14 protein-coding genes are annotated in these 18712 nt (G+C 41.3%); 10 read left to right on the forward strand and 4 right to left on the reverse strand.

Annotation, left to right across the window (positions count from 1 at the left end; genetic code table 11):
- Positions 1-2: 2 nt before the first annotated feature.
- On the forward strand, positions 3-1196 hold the full coding sequence (locus tag FPZ42_RS07815; RefSeq protein ID WP_186458718.1) for a pyridoxal phosphate-dependent aminotransferase: 1194 nt from the start codon (positions 3-5) through the stop codon (positions 1194-1196).
- 85 nt (positions 1197-1281) lie between these two features.
- On the opposite strand, the gene FPZ42_RS07820 is transcribed toward FPZ42_RS07815, so the two are convergent.
- The 4 genes from FPZ42_RS07820 to FPZ42_RS07835 form a co-directional block, all read right to left on the reverse strand.
- On the reverse strand, positions 1282-1815 hold the full coding sequence (locus tag FPZ42_RS07820) for a hypothetical protein (protein ID WP_146270059.1): 534 nt from the start codon (positions 1813-1815) through the stop codon (positions 1282-1284).
- A gap of 366 nt (positions 1816-2181) precedes the next feature.
- Entirely contained in the window at positions 2182-5370 is a 3189-nt protein-coding gene (locus FPZ42_RS07825; protein WP_146270061.1) for an efflux RND transporter permease subunit, read from the reverse strand.
- A 61-nt stretch (positions 5371-5431) separates the two neighbouring features.
- Positions 5432-6586 carry an efflux RND transporter periplasmic adaptor subunit gene (locus FPZ42_RS07830; RefSeq protein ID WP_146270063.1) on the reverse strand — a complete coding sequence of 385 codons (1155 nt, stop codon included), beginning with the start codon at positions 6584-6586 and terminating at the stop codon, positions 5432-5434.
- 43 nt (positions 6587-6629) lie between these two features.
- Positions 6630-8084 (reverse strand): TolC family protein, encoded by a 1455-nt coding sequence (locus FPZ42_RS07835; protein ID WP_146270065.1) that lies wholly within the window; start codon positions 8082-8084, stop codon positions 6630-6632.
- 347 nt (positions 8085-8431) lie between these two features.
- Here FPZ42_RS07835 and spt point away from each other — a divergent pair, with 347 nt between their 5' ends.
- The 9 genes from spt (at position 8432) to FPZ42_RS07880 (ending at position 18568) form a co-directional block, all read left to right on the forward strand.
- Complete coding sequence (gene spt / locus FPZ42_RS07840) at positions 8432-9640, forward strand: serine palmitoyltransferase (RefSeq protein ID WP_146270067.1); 1209 nt, start codon at positions 8432-8434, stop codon at positions 9638-9640.
- An 85-nt stretch (positions 9641-9725) separates the two neighbouring features.
- On the forward strand, positions 9726-10844 hold the full coding sequence (locus FPZ42_RS07845; RefSeq protein WP_146270070.1) for a hypothetical protein: 1119 nt from the start codon (positions 9726-9728) through the stop codon (positions 10842-10844).
- A 260-nt stretch (positions 10845-11104) separates the two neighbouring features.
- Positions 11105-12433: an inositol-3-phosphate synthase gene (locus tag FPZ42_RS07850; RefSeq protein WP_146270072.1), complete on the forward strand. Its 1329-nt coding sequence runs from the start codon at positions 11105-11107 to the stop codon at positions 12431-12433.
- Between the two features lie 271 nt (positions 12434-12704).
- Positions 12705-13079 (forward strand): GtrA family protein, encoded by a 375-nt coding sequence (locus FPZ42_RS07855; protein ID WP_146270074.1) that lies wholly within the window; start codon positions 12705-12707, stop codon positions 13077-13079.
- Positions 13080-13094: 15 nt separating this feature from the next.
- Complete coding sequence (locus tag FPZ42_RS07860) at positions 13095-15644, forward strand: DUF5686 and carboxypeptidase-like regulatory domain-containing protein (RefSeq protein ID WP_146270076.1); 2550 nt, start codon at positions 13095-13097, stop codon at positions 15642-15644.
- 42 nt (positions 15645-15686) lie between these two features.
- Positions 15687-16400 (forward strand): CDP-alcohol phosphatidyltransferase family protein, encoded by a 714-nt coding sequence (locus FPZ42_RS07865; RefSeq protein WP_146270078.1) that lies wholly within the window; start codon positions 15687-15689, stop codon positions 16398-16400.
- The gene (locus tag FPZ42_RS07870) at positions 16397-17002 is read left to right on the forward strand and encodes a DUF4833 domain-containing protein (RefSeq protein WP_146270080.1); all 606 of its coding nucleotides are present in this window, start codon (positions 16397-16399) and stop codon (positions 17000-17002) included. The genes FPZ42_RS07865 and FPZ42_RS07870 overlap by 4 nt, the downstream gene beginning before the upstream one ends.
- A 5-nt stretch (positions 17003-17007) precedes the next feature.
- Positions 17008-17637, forward strand: coding sequence for a sterol desaturase family protein (locus FPZ42_RS07875; protein WP_261382251.1), 630 nt, complete (start codon positions 17008-17010; stop codon positions 17635-17637).
- The gene (locus FPZ42_RS07880) at positions 17630-18568 is read left to right on the forward strand and encodes a phosphatase PAP2 family protein (protein WP_146270082.1); all 939 of its coding nucleotides are present in this window, start codon (positions 17630-17632) and stop codon (positions 18566-18568) included. The genes FPZ42_RS07875 and FPZ42_RS07880 overlap by 8 nt, the downstream gene beginning before the upstream one ends.
- The last annotated feature ends 144 nt before the right edge of the window (positions 18569-18712 follow it).

An 18712-nucleotide genomic window follows, 5' to 3' on the forward strand; every position in this document is an offset into this window, starting at 1 on the left:
ATATGAGCGCATTAAGTAACAGGATAAACAACCTGTCAGAATCTCAAACCATTAAAATGGCAAAGATGGGCCGCGAACTGGCCGCTAAAGGTGTAGACGTGATCAGCCTTAGCTTTGGTGAACCCGATTTTCATACTCCTGAGTATGTTAAGGATGCTGCCAAAACCGCCATGGATAAGAACTTTACATACTATACACCGGTTGCCGGTTACCCAGACCTGCGCAAGGCTGTTGTAAAGAAGCTTAAGGATGAGAATAACCTGGATTATACTGATACGCAAATTGTAGTTTCAACAGGTGCTAAACAGGCTATAGCTAATGCTGTGCTTTGCCTGGTAAACCCCGGCGAAGAAGTTATTATACCTACGCCTTACTGGGTATCATACTCAGAGGTAGTTAAACTTGCGGAAGGTGTAAGTGTTTTTATTGATACTACTGTTGAAACTAATTTTAAAATAACGCCTGAGCAATTAGAGGCTGCCATTACACCGAAAACTAAATTGTTTATGTTCTCGTCGCCGTGCAACCCTACCGGCAGCGTTTACAGCAAAGATGAATTGGAAGGTTTAGCCAAAGTATTCGAGAAAAACCCTCATGTTTATGTTTTAAGCGATGAGATCTACGAGCACATCAACTTTATTGGCGGCCATGAATCTATCGCACAGTTTGACAGCATAAAAGACCGTGTGGTGATCATCAACGGGTGGTCTAAGGCATTTGCCATGACCGGCTGGAGAATTGGCTATACGGCATCAAACAGTGAATTTGCAGCTGCTTTTGACAAGATGCAAGGGCAAATCACCTCAGGTACATGTTCCATCACACAAAAAGCCGGCGTTGCAGCTTACGAAGGTGGCCTTGAAACCGTGCACCAAATGCGCGATGAATTTCAGAAACGCCGCGATCTTGTTTACGGCTTGCTAAAAGAAATTCCTGGTGTTGAAGTTAACTTACCGGATGGAGCATTTTACTTCTTCCCTAATGTTACATCTTTCTTCGGAAAAAGCCACAATGGTAAAGTTATTAACGATGCAGATGAGCTATCTATCTTCCTTTTAGAAGAAGCACACGTTGCAACCGTGGGTGGTGATTCTTTCGGTGATAAAAAATCTATACGTATATCTTATGCCGCGGCTGAAGATAAATTGGTAGAAGCAATAAGAAGAATTAAGGCTGCACTTGCTAAATTGGCTTAAACGATTCGAAAAAAATTGTAACATCAAATAAGAAAGCCTTTCAAAATGGAAAGGCTTCTTTTTGTTGTGATTCTTGCTGTTTTAATTACAATGCGAAACCGTATGCTACGCGTAAACCAATGGTGCCGTAATTATTGTTTTGGCCAGAGAAGTTTTCGTAACGTGCACCGATATCCCAGCTATTGCTTGCCCAGCCGATACCCGGCGATGCAATCAATTTAGTGTTGCCATTGTCACGGGTCTCAAAACCGGCACCTATTTCTGCACCTACGTAAATGTTATTAGAAACAAATGCTTTGATACCGGCTTTAACTGGTACTATCCCAAGATCTGGATAATTTACGCTTGTATTACCTATCTCTTTACCGAAAAAGTTATAGTAACCGGATGTTAAAGTTAATGCTACGTTAGAACCCAATCCGTATTGTAAGCGTGCGGTACCACCCAAACCAAAGTTTGAGGCATTATGTAAATTACCTACTGGTGCTAAGCCTTCAACACCAATACCAAGGCGCCATGCGCTTTTAGGTGTAGTTTGTGCGTTTACGTTAGTTCCGATAAATAGAGCTGCTGCTGTAAAAGCTGCGGCTATAATTTTGGTCATTTTTTTCATTGTCATTTGTTTTAGATTAACATTTTTAAAATGTGATATTGCCCCTTTCGCAAATAGTTTGCCAATATCATCTCAATTAATGTTTTTAAAAACACCGTACACAGAGCTTTTAATCTATTTATACAGCTTACAACAAAGCAATATATACTGATTATCAATTTGGTTCATGTTAATTGTATATTAATTACAGGCTCTTAAGACATTGTAAAGAACCATAAAAATTTACACCAAATTCGTTTATGAAAATAGACAGGCAGTGTATACTCTAATCTATTACAGTCGCTAACTGGGTGGCTATTTTCATCTGTTTTTCATGCCATTATCGCTAAACTAATAAAAAAGCCTCCCTTTTTGGGGAGGCTTGTATTAATGTTAATCATGCTGGCCTTCGTGATCCAGTTTTGCATCCGGCTTGTAGTTTTTCTCAAGTTCGGCAAGCTTCTCCTTACCATAAGCAAACTTGGTGATGATGTAGTATAACACCGGCACAAAGAATATTGCCAATGATGTTGCGGTAAGCATCCCGCCGAATACCGTCCAGCCGATAGTCTTACGTGATTCCGCACCCGCACCTGATGCAAACAACAACGGCACAACACCAAGTATGAACGCAAGTGACGTCATCACGATAGGGCGTAAACGAAGCCTTACAGCCTCCAAGGTGGCTTTTTCAAGTTCCATACCTCTATCCACACGTTCTTTAGCAAACTCTACAATCAGGATCGCGTTCTTTGCTGCCAAACCTATCAGCGTGATCAAACCTATCTGTGCGTAAACGTTGTTAGTTAGCTTTGGCCAAAATGATAGGAATAGAATCGCACCGAATGCGCCAAGTGGTACGGCCAACAGAACCGAGAATGGTACCGACCAACTCTCATATAAAGCAGCCAGGAATAAGAACACGAATACTATTGACAGTATAAAGATGTAAACCGTCTTAGACCCTGATAACAATTCCTCGCGGCTTAAGCCTGAAAATTCGTAGCCATAACCTTGCGGCAGGGTTTGCGCGGCAACTTCCTGCAAGGCCTTAATAGCGTCACCGCTACTATAACCTGGTGCCGCGTTACCGTTTATCTCCGCAGAGCGGAAAAGGTTATAGTGCGATATTAGTGGTGCATTCTCTATAACCTTATAAGAAGTAAGGGTGCTTAAAGGAACCATCGCCCCTGCGTTATTGCGCACAAAATATTGACCAATGTTACCAATATTTGTCCTGTAGTTGGTATCTGCCTGTGTTACCACCCTAAAATTACGGCCGTAAATGGTAAAGTCGTTAACGTAGGCACTACCCATATAAGTTTGCAATGCGTTGTTTACGTCAGAAAGTTGAACACCTAACTTTTTGGTCTTCTCGCGGTCGATAGTTAACTGATAGGCAGGCGTATGAGCAGTAAAGAACGAGAATGCTTTTGATATCTCGGGGCGTTTATTGATCTCGCCAATAAAGTTCTGCAATACCTTTTCAAAGTTAGTGATCTCACCTCCGGCCTCTTTTTCCTGCAAAATGAACGAAAAACCACCGGTGTTACCCAAACCCGGAATGGCCGGCGGAGATATTACTACCACGCTGGCTTCTTTAGTTTGCGAAAGCTTCTTTTGCATGATACTTATCAGCGAATCCTTTTGCGTTTCAGGAGTTTTACGCTCGTCCCATGGTTTCAACTGAACAAATATGGTGGCACTATTTGATTTGGTTGCAAAGTTAACCGCATTTAAACCGCCTAATGCCGCATAGTGATTGATACCGGGAATACTATCCAACTGTTTCATCATCCGGTGCAACACGTCCACGGTACGTTCCGTAGCAGAACCTTCAGGAAGGTCATAAGTTATAATGATACGTCCCTCATCTTCCAAAGGAATAAAGCCCGAAGATTTACCTCTGAATAAAAGTACAGTGCCCACAATAATACATATCAACACAATGACGATGTATTTCGAGCCTTTAATGCTTTTATCAACCGCATTACGGTAACGGCCTGTAACCCTGTCAAACCACTTGTTAAATTTATAGAAGAATTTATTCAGGCCACCTGAATTTTCATCGATCTTGTGCGGGCGAAGCAACAAAGTACATAAAGCCGGCGTAAGTGATAAAGCCACAAAAGCCGAGATCAATACTGAAATAGCGATAGTGATCGCAAACTGTTGATAAAGCCTGCCCACAATGCCCGGTACAAAACCTACCGGTACAAACACCGCAGCTAAGATCAATGCGATAGCGATAACCGGTGCGGAAATCTCCTTCATGGCTTCATGAGTAGCATCCTTAGGGTTCATGCCGTTCTCATCCATGTTATGCTGCACCGCTTCTACCACCACAATGGCATCATCTACCACAATACCGATGGCGAGCACGAAACCAAATAGCGTAAGTGTATTAATGGTAAAACCTAACGGGATGAAGAAAATAAATGTACCCACGATGGATACAGGAATAGCCAATACCGGGATGAGTGTTGTACGCCAGTTTTGTAGGAATAAGAACACTACCACAATTACCAAACCTAATGCGATCACCAAAGTCTCAATTACCTCGTGTAAGGAAACCCTTACCACAGTAACTGACTCAAAAGGTACCACATAAGCAATATCAGCCGGGAAAGCTTTTTTAAGCTGCTCCATGGTAGCGGTTACATTATCCGCCGTTTCAATGGCGTTGCTGCCTGGTGCCTGGTAAATCAACAGGTATGATGCCCTTTTGCCATCAATAAATGAGTTACCTGCGTAATTAAACTTACCCAATTGCACACGGGCAACATCTTTTAGGTAAACAAGCGCCCCTGTGCTTGGCACTGTTTTAACTACTATATTCTCAAACTCCTCGGGCTTTACCAAACGGCCTTTAACCAATACGGTATATTCAAAAGTTTGCCCTTTAGTTTGCGGGGTTGCACCAACGGTACCTGCAGCTACCTGCGCATTTTGCTCTTGCAAAGCGTTGGTAACATCGGCGGCCGTCATGCCCAAAGCAGCAAGTTTATCGGGCTTTAGCCAAATACGCATACTGAAGTCATCAGCACGTGTAAATACGTCACCCACGCCTTTGGTACGCAACAGCGCATCTTTTACAAATATGTTGGCATAGTTATCCGTAAAAGTAACATCATGCGTTCCGTTAGGAGAATATAGCGCCACAAGCAATAAGATACTCGGGTTACGTTTACGCACCGTTAATCCTAAACGCTGCACCTCTTGTGGTAAGGTGGGCTGCGCAATACCAACTCGATTCTGCACATCAAGCGCTGCAATGTTAATATCCGTACCTACTTCAAAGTTTACGGTCATGCTCATTTGGCCGTTACCGGTACTATTACTTTGCAGGTAGGTCATGCCGGGTGTACCGTTCACCTGCACCTCTACGGGTGTGGCAACGGTTTGCTCAACGGTTAACGCATCTGCACCGGTGTAGTTACCGGTTACCTGTACAGTTGGCGGCGTAATTTCCGGGTATTGCCCAATAGGCAAGCTCAATATGGCCAGCACCCCTACTATCAGGATAACCAGTGATATTACGATTGCTGTTACCGGGCGTCGTATGAAAGTATCTGCGATCATTGTTGTGTCTTTTGCTTAAGCCGCCGGATAAAATCCTTTGTCTTATAATGTAAGCTATTCTTTATTTACCTTGTGCGCCGCCTTTATCTCCGCCCGCACCTTGTCCCTGTGAAGCACCAGCCGGTTTACCCAATGTTATTTTACCGCCGTCTCGTAAGCGTTGAAAACCTTCCGTAATTATCTTTTGGCCTGGTTTAATACCCTCCATGATCACCACGTTAGATTGTATACGGGGGCCTAATTTTACCTTCACCTGTTTAGCTATGGTATCTTTGGATAAGAAAACAAAGAACTCGCCCATCTGCTCAGTAACAGCCTTGTAAGGAATTTGCACACGGTCTCCGGAGTCATCATTAAGCACTTTAAGCACACCGCTCATTCCATCTTTCAATTGATCTGATGGGTTAGGGAATTGAACACGTACCTTAATTGCACCTGTTTGGTCGTTAACCCCCCTATCAATAGCGAAGATCTGTCCGCTCTCACCAAAATTGCTGCCATCTGGTAATTGCAGCCTAAACGTCGTGTCGGTATAAGATTTCTGCAGTTTGTAGAATCTGTTGATATCCTGTTCATTGATCACCACATCAAAACCCACAGGGTTTTCACTTGAAATGGTATTTAGTAAAGTTGTCCCCGCGCTTACCTGCGCACCTAACTTTACCTGCGAGATACCAATGCGGCCTGTAAATGGTGCCTTTATGGTGGCATAAGAAAGATCAGTTGCTGCAGACTCAACACCAGCCTTTGCCACATCAACCTGGCTCTTGGCAGTTTCATAAGTTGCTGATGCCTGGTCAACTGTTTGGCGCGCCACAGCATCATTCTTTAGCAACATGTTATAGCGGTCTATATCTTTTTGAGCCTTGTTGAGGTTAGCCCTCGCGCTTACAAGATTTGCTTTGGCCTGCTGATAGGCCGCTTCATATTTACGTCTATCTATTTCATATAAAGGCGTACCCTTTTTTACAACAGTACCCTCTTTAAAGAATATATCGGTTATAAAACCTGATACCTGGCTGCGCAACTCAACATTGTTAAGCGCAGCAACTGTACCCTGATAACTATCATAGTAAAGCGCATCTGATTTTTTTGCCTCGATAACATTTACAGGAGTAGGCGGCATTGCAGCACCCTGCTTCTGAGACTTGCTTTTGCAGGCAGATACCGACAATAGCGCGAGTGCGGCAATGCAGTAGTAGTATGTGTTTTTCATTTTATTTAGTGTCTCTTGAGTGATGTTGAGTGTATCTTTTTATTTATTGAACCGGTAATGTGCCTAATGAACGTTGCAGGTCTATCTTGCTTGAAAGTAATTGAAACAATGCATTTAAATAATTAAGCTGAGCGGTTCGCAGATCCGTTTGTGCAACAATCACGTCCAGATAAGTTTTAATACCTTCACGATATTGCAGGTCAACTACTTTGTAAACGTCACTCGCCAGCGATACGTTTTCGTTAAGTGCTACCCAATTGGTATAAGCGCTCTTATAATTGGCCAGCGCCTGTGCGTATTCGGTACCTATGGAGTTGCGGCTATTAATGAGATCAAGATCCGTACGCTCTACCTGAAGTTTTGCCTTGGCGAGGTTTTGCAAACGCCTGCCTCCCTGGAAAATAGGTATACTAACCGATAAACCGGCAAACGAGGTTGGGAAGGCATCGTTGTAAAGCTTTGAAAAATTATCATTGAAGTAAGCCAAACTGTAACCACCAACCGCTGATACAGATGGTAAAAAGCCCCATTTGTAGTAGGATACGTTTACGTTATCGAGGTTCTTTTGCGTCTGCAGCATACGATATTCAATACGATTAGTATAATTCAATACCTGGTTTGTATCGATCATCGCATCTGTATTTAACGCAGTTGAATCATATGCCAGGCTTATCTTACGATCGGGATTTAAACCCATTACCTGTTTTAAATATGCTGATTTACTTTTGATAGATTCCTCCGTTTGCTTAAGCGATGCAAGGGAATTGTTTAAAGCTATAGTAGCCTGTTTGTAGTCAGTTTTATCAACTACTCCTGCCTGGTAACGTGCATAAGCATCTTTTAAACTACGGCGCAGCCTAACGATATCTTGCTTGATAATATCCAGTTGGCGTTGCGATAACAACACGTCATAAAAGGCTTTACTTACATTTGATACCAAGTCTATTTTAGCACCTTCTGTATTTTGCTTGTAGTATTGCCTGCTATATTTTGAAGCCTTTGAGGCCTGCAACACTTCGTTATTGTAAATAACCTGGCTGGCCGAAACGCCCAGCGTTGAAGTATTATGAGCAATTGCTAAATTTTGCTGCGTTGTGCCTGTACTACCTGTACCAGCACCTGTTCCGGTTCCTGTACCACCAGTGCCAGTACCTGTTCCAACGCCTGTACCGGTTCCGGTTCCTCCGGTGCCGGTACTGCCCCCAACTCCGGTAGCTACACCACCAGCTATAAAGGCCGGGCGCTGAAAATAATGCTGATATTGGTTACTTGATGTAATTTGCGGTAACCAGCTTGCCAAAGCAATTTTAATATCACGTTCATTTATCTGCTCGTCAATGTTTGCTTGTTTTAATTGCGGTTGGTTGCGAAGTGCAAATGCTATACTTTGCTGCAGTGTGACAACTGCCGTGCCTGTATCTTGCCGCGTTTGAGCAAACAATGTTACGGGCAATGTTAGCGTTATAGTGGAAATAATAAAGTATCCAATTTTTTTCATAAATGCTTAGATGCAAAGCTTTAAAACGAATACGGCATACAAAGGTTTGTAGCCTATAAATTAAAAACAGATTAGAAGCCGCGAATATGATATTATTCTAAACTAATTAAAAAACGGCAACAGAAATATTACGGTTTTAGGAGATTACGATGATAATTGGCATAATTTTTAAACTTTTTAGAAGATTTTAAAAAATTGTGGTGGCGAATAACCAAAAATTTTAATTAATTTGCCTGATGAAATTGTGTTAACTCTGTATTAACGGCATGTGCAAAAAATTACATTGATAATGCAAGACATGAAATTATTCATGGTATTTTTACAAAAAATTTAAGCAGTGTTTATAAATGGTTAAAAAATTACACGAGAAGATCGCCCAGTTCCAGGATGCAAATATGATCAGGGCACAGGGACTGTATCCTTTTTTCAGCCCTATTGAGTCTGGACAGGATACTGAGGTGATAATCAATAATCAACGTGTGTTAATGTTTGGTTCAAACTCTTATCTGGGTTTAACCAATCATCCGAAAATAAAAGAGGCAACCAAAAAAGCTATTGACAAATATGGCTCTGGCTGTGCCGGTTCACGATTCCTTAACGGTACGCTTGACATCCACATCGAATTAGAAAATCGCCTTGCCCAATATGTAGGCAAGGAAGCGGCTGTATTATTCAGCACCGGCTTTCAGGTTAACATTGGTGTTTTATCGTGCATTACCGGCAGAAATGATTATTTGATACTGGACGAATATGACCACGCCTCTATTATTGACGGCACCCGTCTTTCGTTCTCCAAAGTTATCAAGTACGCCCACAATGACATGGCTGACCTTGAACGCAAACTGAGCATATTGCCGGAAGAAGCTGTTAAGGTTATTGTGGTTGATGGTATCTTTAGCATGGAAGGTGATATCGTTAAACTACCTGAAATTGTTGAGCTTGCTGATAAATATGGTGTTAACATTATGGTTGACGATGCACACAGTTTGGGTGTTATTGGCCACAATGGTGCAGGTACATCATCGCACTTTGGTTTAACTGATAAGGTTGACCTTATCATGAGCACTTTCAGCAAATCATTAGCGTCATTAGGTGGTTTTATTGCCAGTGATGCTGAAACTATAGATTATATTAAACACCGCGCACGTTCATTAATGTTCAGCGCAAGCATGACCCCGGGTTCTGTTGCCAGCGTAATTGCTGCCTTAGATATTATAGAAAGCGAACCTGAGCGCATACAAAAGCTTTGGGATAATACCAATTACGCCATGAAGCTTTTAACAGATGAAGGCTTTGACATAGGTGCTACCGAAAGTCCTATCCTACCAATATACATCCGCGACAACGCTAAAACCTTCCAGGTAACTAACTACCTGCAAAAAGCCGGGGTTTTTGTTAACCCGGTAGTATCTCCGGCTGTTCCGTCAGATTCATCGCTGCTGCGTTTCTCATTAATGGCAACGCACACTTTTGCACAAATTGATGAAGCAATTGAAAAGCTGATAGATGCATTTAAAGCGGTAGGTGTAAACACCATCAAAGAAAAAATGCAGTAAAGAAATAAAGTAATATTCAACAGCGCCAGTTTTTAAACTGGCGTTGCTGTTTAACCCCTATTATTAAACCCACACCCACAAAACAATGAAAAGAATCATCCCGGTACAGTCGAAAAAAGAACTGGGCGCGTTTATCGACTTTCCGCACGAGCTTCACAAGAACGACCCTTATTATGTACCGGAATTATTTATTGCCCAACGCGATTTGTTAACTACACATCCGTTTCACAAGCATTCATCATTACAAACCTTTTTAGCTTACGATGGCGATAAAATTGTAGGCCGTATTGCTGCTATTTACAACACCAACCACAACAGCTTTAACAACGTTAACGAAGGCTTTTTTGGTTTTTTTGATGTAATTAACGACCAGGAAACAGCAAACCTTTTGCTTGATGAAGCCACAAAATGGGTTAAGGCTAAAGGTGCAAACAACTTGGTGGGCCCTGTTAACCCTTCTACAAACGAGGTTGCAGGTTTATTAGTGAAAGGTTTTGACAGCTCACCAATGGTGATGATGCCTTACAATCCTGAATATTATGTTACGCTTCTTGAGAATTATGGGCTTGCTAAGCTAACAGACATGCTTGCATGGCATTGGGATGGTAGCAACTACAACGATAAGTCGTTACAGATGTTGGATAAATTACAGGAGCGTTTAAAACGCAATAGCAATGTGGTTATCCGCAAAATAGATATGAAGAAATTTAAGCAGGAAGCCAACACCTTACGCGATGTATACAACAGCGCCTGGGATAAAAACCTTGGATTCTTCCCGATGACCAATGAGGAATTTGACTACACTGCTAAAGACCTTAAAATGATCCTCGATCCTGATTTTGCTTTATTGGCAGAACAAGATGGTAAAGTTGTTGGTTTTGGTGTTGCTATACCGGATATTAACCCCATCCTGAAAACCATAAAAAAAGGTCGTCTATTACCAACAGGTATCTTCAAGCTACTTTTCAGCAAAAAGAAGATCAAAGGTATACGTATCATGCTTTTAGGTGTTATTGATGGCTACCGCAAACTGGGCATAGAGGCATGTTTATATGGCTCTATCATAAAAGCTTATAAAGCAAAAGGTTTGGAATATGCCGAAGCCAGCTGGACACTTGAGAAAAATGATATGGTTAACCGTGCTATTGAGGCCATCGGCGGCGATCAGTACAAAACCTATCGTATCTACCAGAAAGCCATTTAAAACCCTTTTTTCATCTGCCTGTAATCTTTATAACTTTTATAAATATTACCACTTGAATTTTGGTTATTTGCCCGGCGTTTGACTAATGCCCCTACATGGTCAAACAACAATAAAATTCGATAGTTAAAGCGGCTTGCACCATGCCGGCCGCTTCACTATATAACAAGTAATGAAAAACTGATGTACTATTTATCCGGCTGTACTCTCCCTGGGTAAGCTGAATTTACGGCTACATTGCCTTTAAAAACAAACAATAAATAATGAAAATTAACATTAAACCTGCTGAAGGTAAATTAGGTATTTTAATCCCTGGTTTAGGTGCAGTAGCTACTACTTTAATTGCCGGTGTTGAGGCTGTAAAAAAAGGTATTGCCCAACCGGTTGGCTCTTTAACTCAAATGGGAAGCATCCGTTTAGGTAAACGTACCGAAAACCGCAACCCAAAGATCAAAGATTTTGTTCCGTTGGCTAACCTTAACGATATTGTTTTTGGTGGTTGGGACGTTTATGAAGATAACGTGTATGAAGCTGCGGTTAATGCTGCAGTACTTGAGCGTAGCCTGTTAGACCAGGTAAAAGACGGTTTGGAAAAAATTAAACCAATGAAAGCCGCCTTTGATAAAAACTATGCAAAAAACCTTGATGGCTCACACGTAAAAACCGGTACACGTTACGAACTTGCACAACAAGTAATGGAAGACATCAAAAACTTCCAAACCGAAAATGGCCTTGACCGCGTTGTTTTAGTATGGTGTGGTTCAACAGAGGTTTACTTTGAAGGCTCTGAGATACACGAAACACTTGCGGCTTTTGAGCAGGCTTTAAAGGACGATGACAAGCGTATTGCCCCAAGTATGATCTACGCTTACGCAGCTTTAAAATTAGGCGTACCTTTTGCTAATGGCGCTCCTAACTTAACAGTTGATATTCCTGCAATGATAGAACTGGCAAAACAAACCGGTACTCCAATTGCAGGTAAAGACTTTAAAACAGGCCAAACTTTAATGAAAACCATCCTTGCGCCGGGCCTTGCAGCACGTTCGTTAGGTGTACATGGCTGGTTCTCTACCAACATTTTGGGTAACCGCGATGGTTTGGTACTGGATGATCCGGATAACTTTAAAACTAAAGAAGTATCTAAACTTGGTGTGTTAGAGGATATCCTTAAACCGGAAGACAATCCTGAGTTGTACGGCGAGATCTTCCACAAGATCCGTATCAACTACTATCCTCCTCACGGTGATAATAAAGAGAGTTGGGATAACATTGACATTTTTGGCTGGTTAGGCTACAAAATGCAGATCAAGATCAATTTCCTTTGCCGCGACTCTATCCTTGCTGCCCCTATCGCGTTAGACTTAGCTATTTTCTGTGATATGGCAAAACGTGCCAACATGAGCGGTATACAGGAATGGTTATCATTCTACCTTAAATCGCCGCAAACTGCGCCGGGTTTACATGCAGAAAATGATATATTTAAACAACTGATCAAGTTAGAGAACACGCTTCGTTACCTGATGGGCGAAGACCTTATCACTCACTTAGGTTTAGATTATTATGATGATATGTTTGCCGGCCATCAGGCATAAGCAAAGCATATAATATTACTTTTAAACGGGGCTTTCCGCAATAGGAAATGCCCCGTTTTTATTTTGGGCTTATTTTGCGATATTCGCAGAGGCAAAGATATTTAGCTAAAACCCCTGTTTTTCACGCCCCCGGCATAATAATCGGGCTTAAATTTCGTAGATTGTAACAGTTGCTTTACAAATACGTCTACAGAGTGGGATAGCTATGACAGTTGAAATTTATCCATACAGATAAAACATCAACGATATTAGGAGCCGTATTTAAAACACAATGGCAACATTTGTAAAAGCGCAAGCCTCGTCATTTGTGGCTTCTGTAGTTGATTTTGGCCTCACCATCTTCTGTAAAGAAGTGCTTGGCATTTGGTACGTTGCTGCCAGTTTTATAGGCACTGTAAGTGGCGGGATTACCAATTTTTTATTGGGCCGAAAATGGGTGTTTAAAAACCAAAAAGAGAAGACTGTACCCGTGCAAGCCGCAAAATATGTTTTGGTTTGGTGTGGTAATTTGGCTTTAAATACTGGTGGTGTGTTCCTGGTAACGCATTTTTTAAAATTAGATTACAAGATATCAAAGGTAATAGTATCGCTTTTGGTTGGCATATTTTATAATTACTTTCTTCAGAAGAAGTTTGTATTTGCTTAATTTTTAAACTTTTAAATGATTTTTAGCTACCCGTATAAGCATCTGTTACTTATACTTTTTTTATTTACCGGCGTTAGTGCCTTTGCACAAAGCACCGTAGTGACCGGTACGGTTACCGATGCTGCAAACAAGCAGCCACTTCCTTTTGTAAGTGTTGCTTTTACGGGTACAACAGTAGGTACCAATACAGATAACAACGGTAAATTTGCAATCAGCACATCGCGCGCCGTTACTGAGCTTAAGATCACCTATTTGGGTTACCAGGAAACCGTTATTAAAATACAACCCGGTAAAGAGCAGGTAATTAACATCAGGCTTAAGCCAACCTCACAAAGCCTTAAAGAGGTTACCGTACAATCAAAAAAGCGCGCTAAATACGACAACGAGAACCCTGCAGTAAAACTGATAAGACAAGTTATTGCCAACAAGCCTAAAAACAGGCCGGAGGCTTATAACTATGTCGAATACAAGGAATACGATAAAATGCAGTTCTCACTGAGCAATATTTCTGAGAAAACTAAAGAACGTAAGCTCTTTAGAAAATACAAGTTCATTTTTGAGAATAAGGACAGCACTACCTATCCCGGCAAAACGCTTTTACCCATCTATTTAAAAGAGCGCTTAACTCAGGTATTCTATCGTAAGAACCCTGAAGCCACCCGCGACAAGATCCTGGGTGAAAAGTCGGTGGATTTTGGGCCCGGATTTGACACCGAAGGCATTGGCCAATACTTTCAGCACCTCTACGTGAAGGTTGATATATACGATAATGATATTCTTTTGTTGGGCCGCCAGTTTTTAAGCCCTATCTCGGATAACGCGCCAACGTTTTATAAATACTTTATAACCGATACCATTACTTTGGAGACCGGTAAAAAATTGGTGCAGTTAAGTTTTACGCCGCGCAACACAAACAACATTTTGTTTGAGGGTGATATTTTCATAACACTTGATGGTAACTACGCGGTACAAAAAGCAGCGTTGATCGTAAACAGCAACATCAACGTTAACTTCGTTCGTAGCATGAATATCGATCAGGACTTTGAATTAAGTCCTGATGGGCGTTACCATTTAAGTCGCAGCAATACTTTTGCAGACTTTGGTATATCCTCCAAGCGCAAAAGCGGATTATTTGGTTCGCGCACTATTGCACGGCGGGATTTTGTGATCAATAAACCCCGGCCTGATACCACATACCTGACCCCGCCTGAAGTGGATGACGAAGAATTACGCAACAGGCCCGATAGCTTTTGGGTGAAGGCACGTTATGATACCTTAAGTACTGCAGAATCAAAAGTGTATAAAAACATTGATAGCCTGGTGCATATGCCATCTTTCAGAAGAACGGCTGACATTGTTAATTTACTGTTTGCCGGTTTCAAAAACTTCGGCAAATTTGAGGTTGGCCCCGCAAGCACTTTCTACAGCTTTAACCCCGTTGAAGGCTTCCGTCTTCGCTTAGGAGGTCGTACTACCGCAGATTTCAGCAAGAAGATATTTTTTGAAGGCTATGGTGCGTATGGCTTTAAGGACGAACGTTGGAAATACTTTTTTGCAACTACCTACTCGTTAAATGGCAAAAGTATCTATCGTTTTCCGCAGCATTACATAAGGGCAAGTATCCAGCGCGAAACAAAAATACCAGGCCAGGAACTTCAGTTTATACAGGAAGATAACGTATTGTTATCCTTTAAACGTGGCCGTAACGATAAGTACTATTACAACGACCAGTATCGATTAGAGTATGTGAGCGAATATGCCAATCACTTTTCTTATAAGATCGGTCTTCGTAACCTTATCCAAAGACCGGCGGGTAGTTTAATACCATTCATAAATACCGCAGGTACGCAAACATTTGATAAGCTTACCACTTCAGAAGCAACTATCGGGTTCCGTTATGCTCCTAACGAACAGTTTTACCAGGGTAAACTTTTTAGGGCACCCATTATTAATCAATATCCTAAACTGTCTTTAGAATACACCGCCGGTTTAAAGGTATTAGATGGCCAATACAAATATCACAAGCTTGATTTCAGGGGCGAAAAACGTTTTTATGTAGCGCCATTTGGTTTTTCTGATGTCATACTGGAAGCTTCGAAAACTTACGGGCAGGTGCCGTACCCATTGCTGAATATATCACGTGGTAACCAAACGTTTGCTTACGTAATAGATCAATATAACTTGATGAACTTTTTGGAGTTTGTTAGCGATAAATCAGCCAGTATCATTATCGACCATCACTTTGGTGGCTTTTTCTTTAATAAAATACCGCTGTTTAAAAAGCTTAAATGGCGCGAAACTGCATCATTCAAATCGCTGTGGGGTGGCTTAAGCAATGAGAATACACCAGCCTTAAATCCAAACCTTTACAGGTTTCCGGCAGATAACAATGGTGTACCAATTACATACGCTTTACAAGGTAACAGGCCCTATACAGAAGTAAGTGCGGGCATCGAAAACATTTTTAAATTTATCAGGTTAGACTACGTTAGACGATTAACATATCTGGAAAACCCTGATGTTGCTAAATGGGGTATCCGTGTGAAAATCAAATTTGACTTTTAATCAATAATAGTTAACTTAGGTTTATCTACTTTTACCTTTGAAATGGCACAACAAACATCTATCCGCACGAGCGTACAATTAGGAATCTATAAGGTTATAGATCCTTTTGTTAAGTTATTGATAAAATTAGGTTTAACACCTAACGCGGTCACTTCAATAGGTTTTGTGCTAAATGTAGGGGTAGCAGCAATTTTTATTATTGGTTCTGAGCACGGTAACCGCGGCGATCTCAGCTACGTTGGTTGGGCAGGCGCCCTTATATTGTTTGCAGGTTTGTTTGATATGCTTGATGGACAAGTTGCCCGTTTGGGAAATATGAAATCTGTATTTGGTGCCCTTTATGATTCGGTACTGGATAGATACAGCGAATTGATCATGTTCTTAGGCATTTGCTATTACCTTGTGGCACATCATTACTTTTTAAGCTCGATATTTGCCTTTATAGCGCTTATTGGTTCAATGATGGTTAGTTATGTGCGCGCACGCGCAGAAGGCCTTGGTGTAGAAACTAAAGGTGGCTTAATGCAGCGCCCCGAGCGAGTAATTACCATTGGTGTATTTGCAATTGCATGTGGTATCAGTTCATCTTACATTGGCGGCGATTATAAGCTATTTATTCCGGGCATCAAATATCACGTGTTCGAGACCATGTCAATCTTCACTATTCCTATCGCAATACTGGCTGTATTAACCAACTTAACCGCGTTTGGCAGGTTGATGGATGCGAAAAAGGCATTGTCTGATAACGAAGAATGATCAAAACCCTACTTAAAGTTTTCTTTGCACTATATTTCTTAAACGTTGGCCTTAACGCAAAAGCGAACAAGCTGATGCGTTGCGACACGCTTGCCGCGGATACTATCCCTCAACGTGTTGCTGCTGATGGCCGCCCATTCCCTACTCCGCCAGACAATCCGCATCGTCTTTTTTATTTGCAACGCACGCCTAACATCAATGCATTATGTTACGACGTAAATATTGATAAAAAAACAGGCCAGGCAGACGAAGACTCGCCGATACACGTTTATTGGTTACAGTACGCAAAACATAATGGCGAACCTGAGGAATTAAATTTTATACAGCGAAGATTTGCGTATGGATATTCGTCAAAAGCCCTGGGTAATGGCAAGTATGATATCAGGCTTGTGTCATACAAGAAAATTCCGTTTACTTTGATGAAAGGAGCCGACGGAAAATATCATATCTTCGCAACTATTGCAAAAAAACACCTGCAACTTAAAAGTATATTTATTCAAATCAATGGTGGGTCTATGTGGTCGCCAAATGTTATTTTTGTAGAAATGAAGGGTACTGATCCTGCGAATGGCAAAGAGGTGACCGAACGTTTTAAACCCTGATTACTATGGCTAAGAAAAATTTTGTTTCCAACTCTACAGAGTCGGTAAGGATGTTCAAGAGTAACTTCCTTGAGAGTTTATCAAAAGTGCACTATTTTGTGCCGCTTATCATATTTGTCCCTGTTATTTTAGTTTGCAGTTATTTTGCCTACAATAGAAATATCGGCGTGATAAACTATATCTGGCTTTTTTTAGCCGGTCTTTTTGTGTGGACGCTTACAGAATACATCATGCACCGTTTTGTATTCCATTTTGTGCCAAAAGCTAAATGGGCCTTACGCTTGCATTTTATCTTTCATGGTGTTCATCATGATTACCCAAGTGATGCCATGCGGTTGGTTATGCCGCCATCTGCAAGTATACCTTTGGCTACAGGATTTTATCTATTGTTCAACGCATTACTACCTGCCAATTACATCTTTGGCTTTTTCCCTGGGTTTATCCTTGGTTACCTGGTTTATGATATATCACATTATGCCATCCACCACTTTAACTTTAAAGGCGCATTCTGGAAAAAGATCAAACAACACCACATGCTTCACCATTACCAGGACCCGTCAAAGGGTTATGGCGTAAGCTCACCAATGTGGGATAAGGTATTTAATTCAGATTTCATTAAAAAACAGAATGACTAATGTTTATGGCAATGAGATACGTATCAATGCAAAAACTGTAAGCATTGTAACTGCGTTCTCCATTGCTTACTTAATTCTGTCGTTTTTACTGGTTGGCTTTAAAACTGATCAATTGGTGCTGCTTGGCATTTTTAATGTGCTGTTTTATGCATCAGCTATTACACGCAAATTTATCCTGGGTTTTACCATCTTCATAGTATACTGGATCATATTTGATTATATGAAGGCTTTCCCTAACTACAATTTTAAAGATGTAGCTATAGGCAGCCTTTACAATGCCGAGAAGAGTTTGTTTGGTATAAACATTAATGGAAAGATCCTAACACCCAACGAGTACTTGCATTTGAAAAGTACTGATGTGATTGACGCCCTTGCAGGTTTCTTCTACCTCTGTTGGATACCGGTACCACTGGGTTTTGCGGCTTATCTGTTCTTCAAAAATAAGCGCCAGTTTTTGTACTTCTCGTTAACCTTTGTGCTGGTTAACCTGTTGGGCTTTGTTGTTTATTATGCCTACCCAGCTGCGCCACCCTGGTACATTCAATTCCACGGTTTTAACTTTCATCCGCTAACGCAGGGTAACACTGCCGGTTTGGCAAGGTTTGATAAGCTATTCAACATCCACCTTTTCAAATCTATCTACGAGAAAGGCTCAAACGTATTTGCAGCTATGCCATCGTTGCACTCATCCTACCCGGTAATAGTGCTGTATTACGGTATAAAAAACAGACTTGGTTTGGTCAATGTGTTTTTCGCATTGGTAACCATAGGTATCTGGTTTACGGCCGTTTATGCCAGCCATCACTATGTGCTTGACGTTTTAGCGGGAATTTTGACCGCAGTTTCGGGGATAGTACTCTTCAATTGGCTAACAGCATCTTCTAAAAAATTTCAACACTTTCTATCAAGTTACGAAGCGGTTATCCGCTAATTGTATAGAAAAACCTACTGCAAAAAAATATGATTACTTACTGTAAAGCCGTTTTTGCACTGTGTTGATAAATTGCTAATAATCAAAGTTGTTAGGTATTTCTGTTGGTTTATTGTAATTTGCAAGCCCCCGCCGTTCTGGAGT

The organism is Mucilaginibacter achroorhodeus, assembly GCF_007846095.1.
Taxonomy (GTDB): domain Bacteria; phylum Bacteroidota; class Bacteroidia; order Sphingobacteriales; family Sphingobacteriaceae; genus Mucilaginibacter; species Mucilaginibacter achroorhodeus.

Excerpts from the sequence above, each read along its gene's own strand:
- FPZ42_RS07815 (WP_186458718.1), top strand. The coding sequence starts at position 3 with ATGAGCGCATTAAGTAACAGGATAAACAACCTGTCAGAATCTCAAACC.
- FPZ42_RS07820 (WP_146270059.1), bottom strand. The coding sequence starts at position 1,815 with ATGACAATGAAAAAAATGACCAAAATTATAGCCGCAGCTTTTACAGCA.
- FPZ42_RS07825 (WP_146270061.1), bottom strand. The coding sequence starts at position 5,370 with ATGATCGCAGATACTTTCATACGACGCCCGGTAACAGCAATCGTAATA.
- FPZ42_RS07830 (WP_146270063.1), bottom strand. The coding sequence starts at position 6,586 with ATGAAAAACACATACTACTACTGCATTGCCGCACTCGCGCTATTGTCG.
- FPZ42_RS07835 (WP_146270065.1), bottom strand. The coding sequence starts at position 8,084 with ATGAAAAAAATTGGATACTTTATTATTTCCACTATAACGCTAACATTG.
- spt (WP_146270067.1), top strand. The coding sequence starts at position 8,432 with ATGGTTAAAAAATTACACGAGAAGATCGCCCAGTTCCAGGATGCAAAT.
- FPZ42_RS07845 (WP_146270070.1), top strand. The coding sequence starts at position 9,726 with ATGAAAAGAATCATCCCGGTACAGTCGAAAAAAGAACTGGGCGCGTTT.
- FPZ42_RS07850 (WP_146270072.1), top strand. The coding sequence starts at position 11,105 with ATGAAAATTAACATTAAACCTGCTGAAGGTAAATTAGGTATTTTAATC.
- FPZ42_RS07855 (WP_146270074.1), top strand. The coding sequence starts at position 12,705 with ATGGCAACATTTGTAAAAGCGCAAGCCTCGTCATTTGTGGCTTCTGTA.
- FPZ42_RS07860 (WP_146270076.1), top strand. The coding sequence starts at position 13,095 with ATGATTTTTAGCTACCCGTATAAGCATCTGTTACTTATACTTTTTTTA.
- FPZ42_RS07865 (WP_146270078.1), top strand. The coding sequence starts at position 15,687 with ATGGCACAACAAACATCTATCCGCACGAGCGTACAATTAGGAATCTAT.
- FPZ42_RS07870 (WP_146270080.1), top strand. The coding sequence starts at position 16,397 with ATGATCAAAACCCTACTTAAAGTTTTCTTTGCACTATATTTCTTAAAC.
- FPZ42_RS07875 (WP_261382251.1), top strand. The coding sequence starts at position 17,008 with ATGGCTAAGAAAAATTTTGTTTCCAACTCTACAGAGTCGGTAAGGATG.
- FPZ42_RS07880 (WP_146270082.1), top strand. The coding sequence starts at position 17,630 with ATGACTAATGTTTATGGCAATGAGATACGTATCAATGCAAAAACTGTA.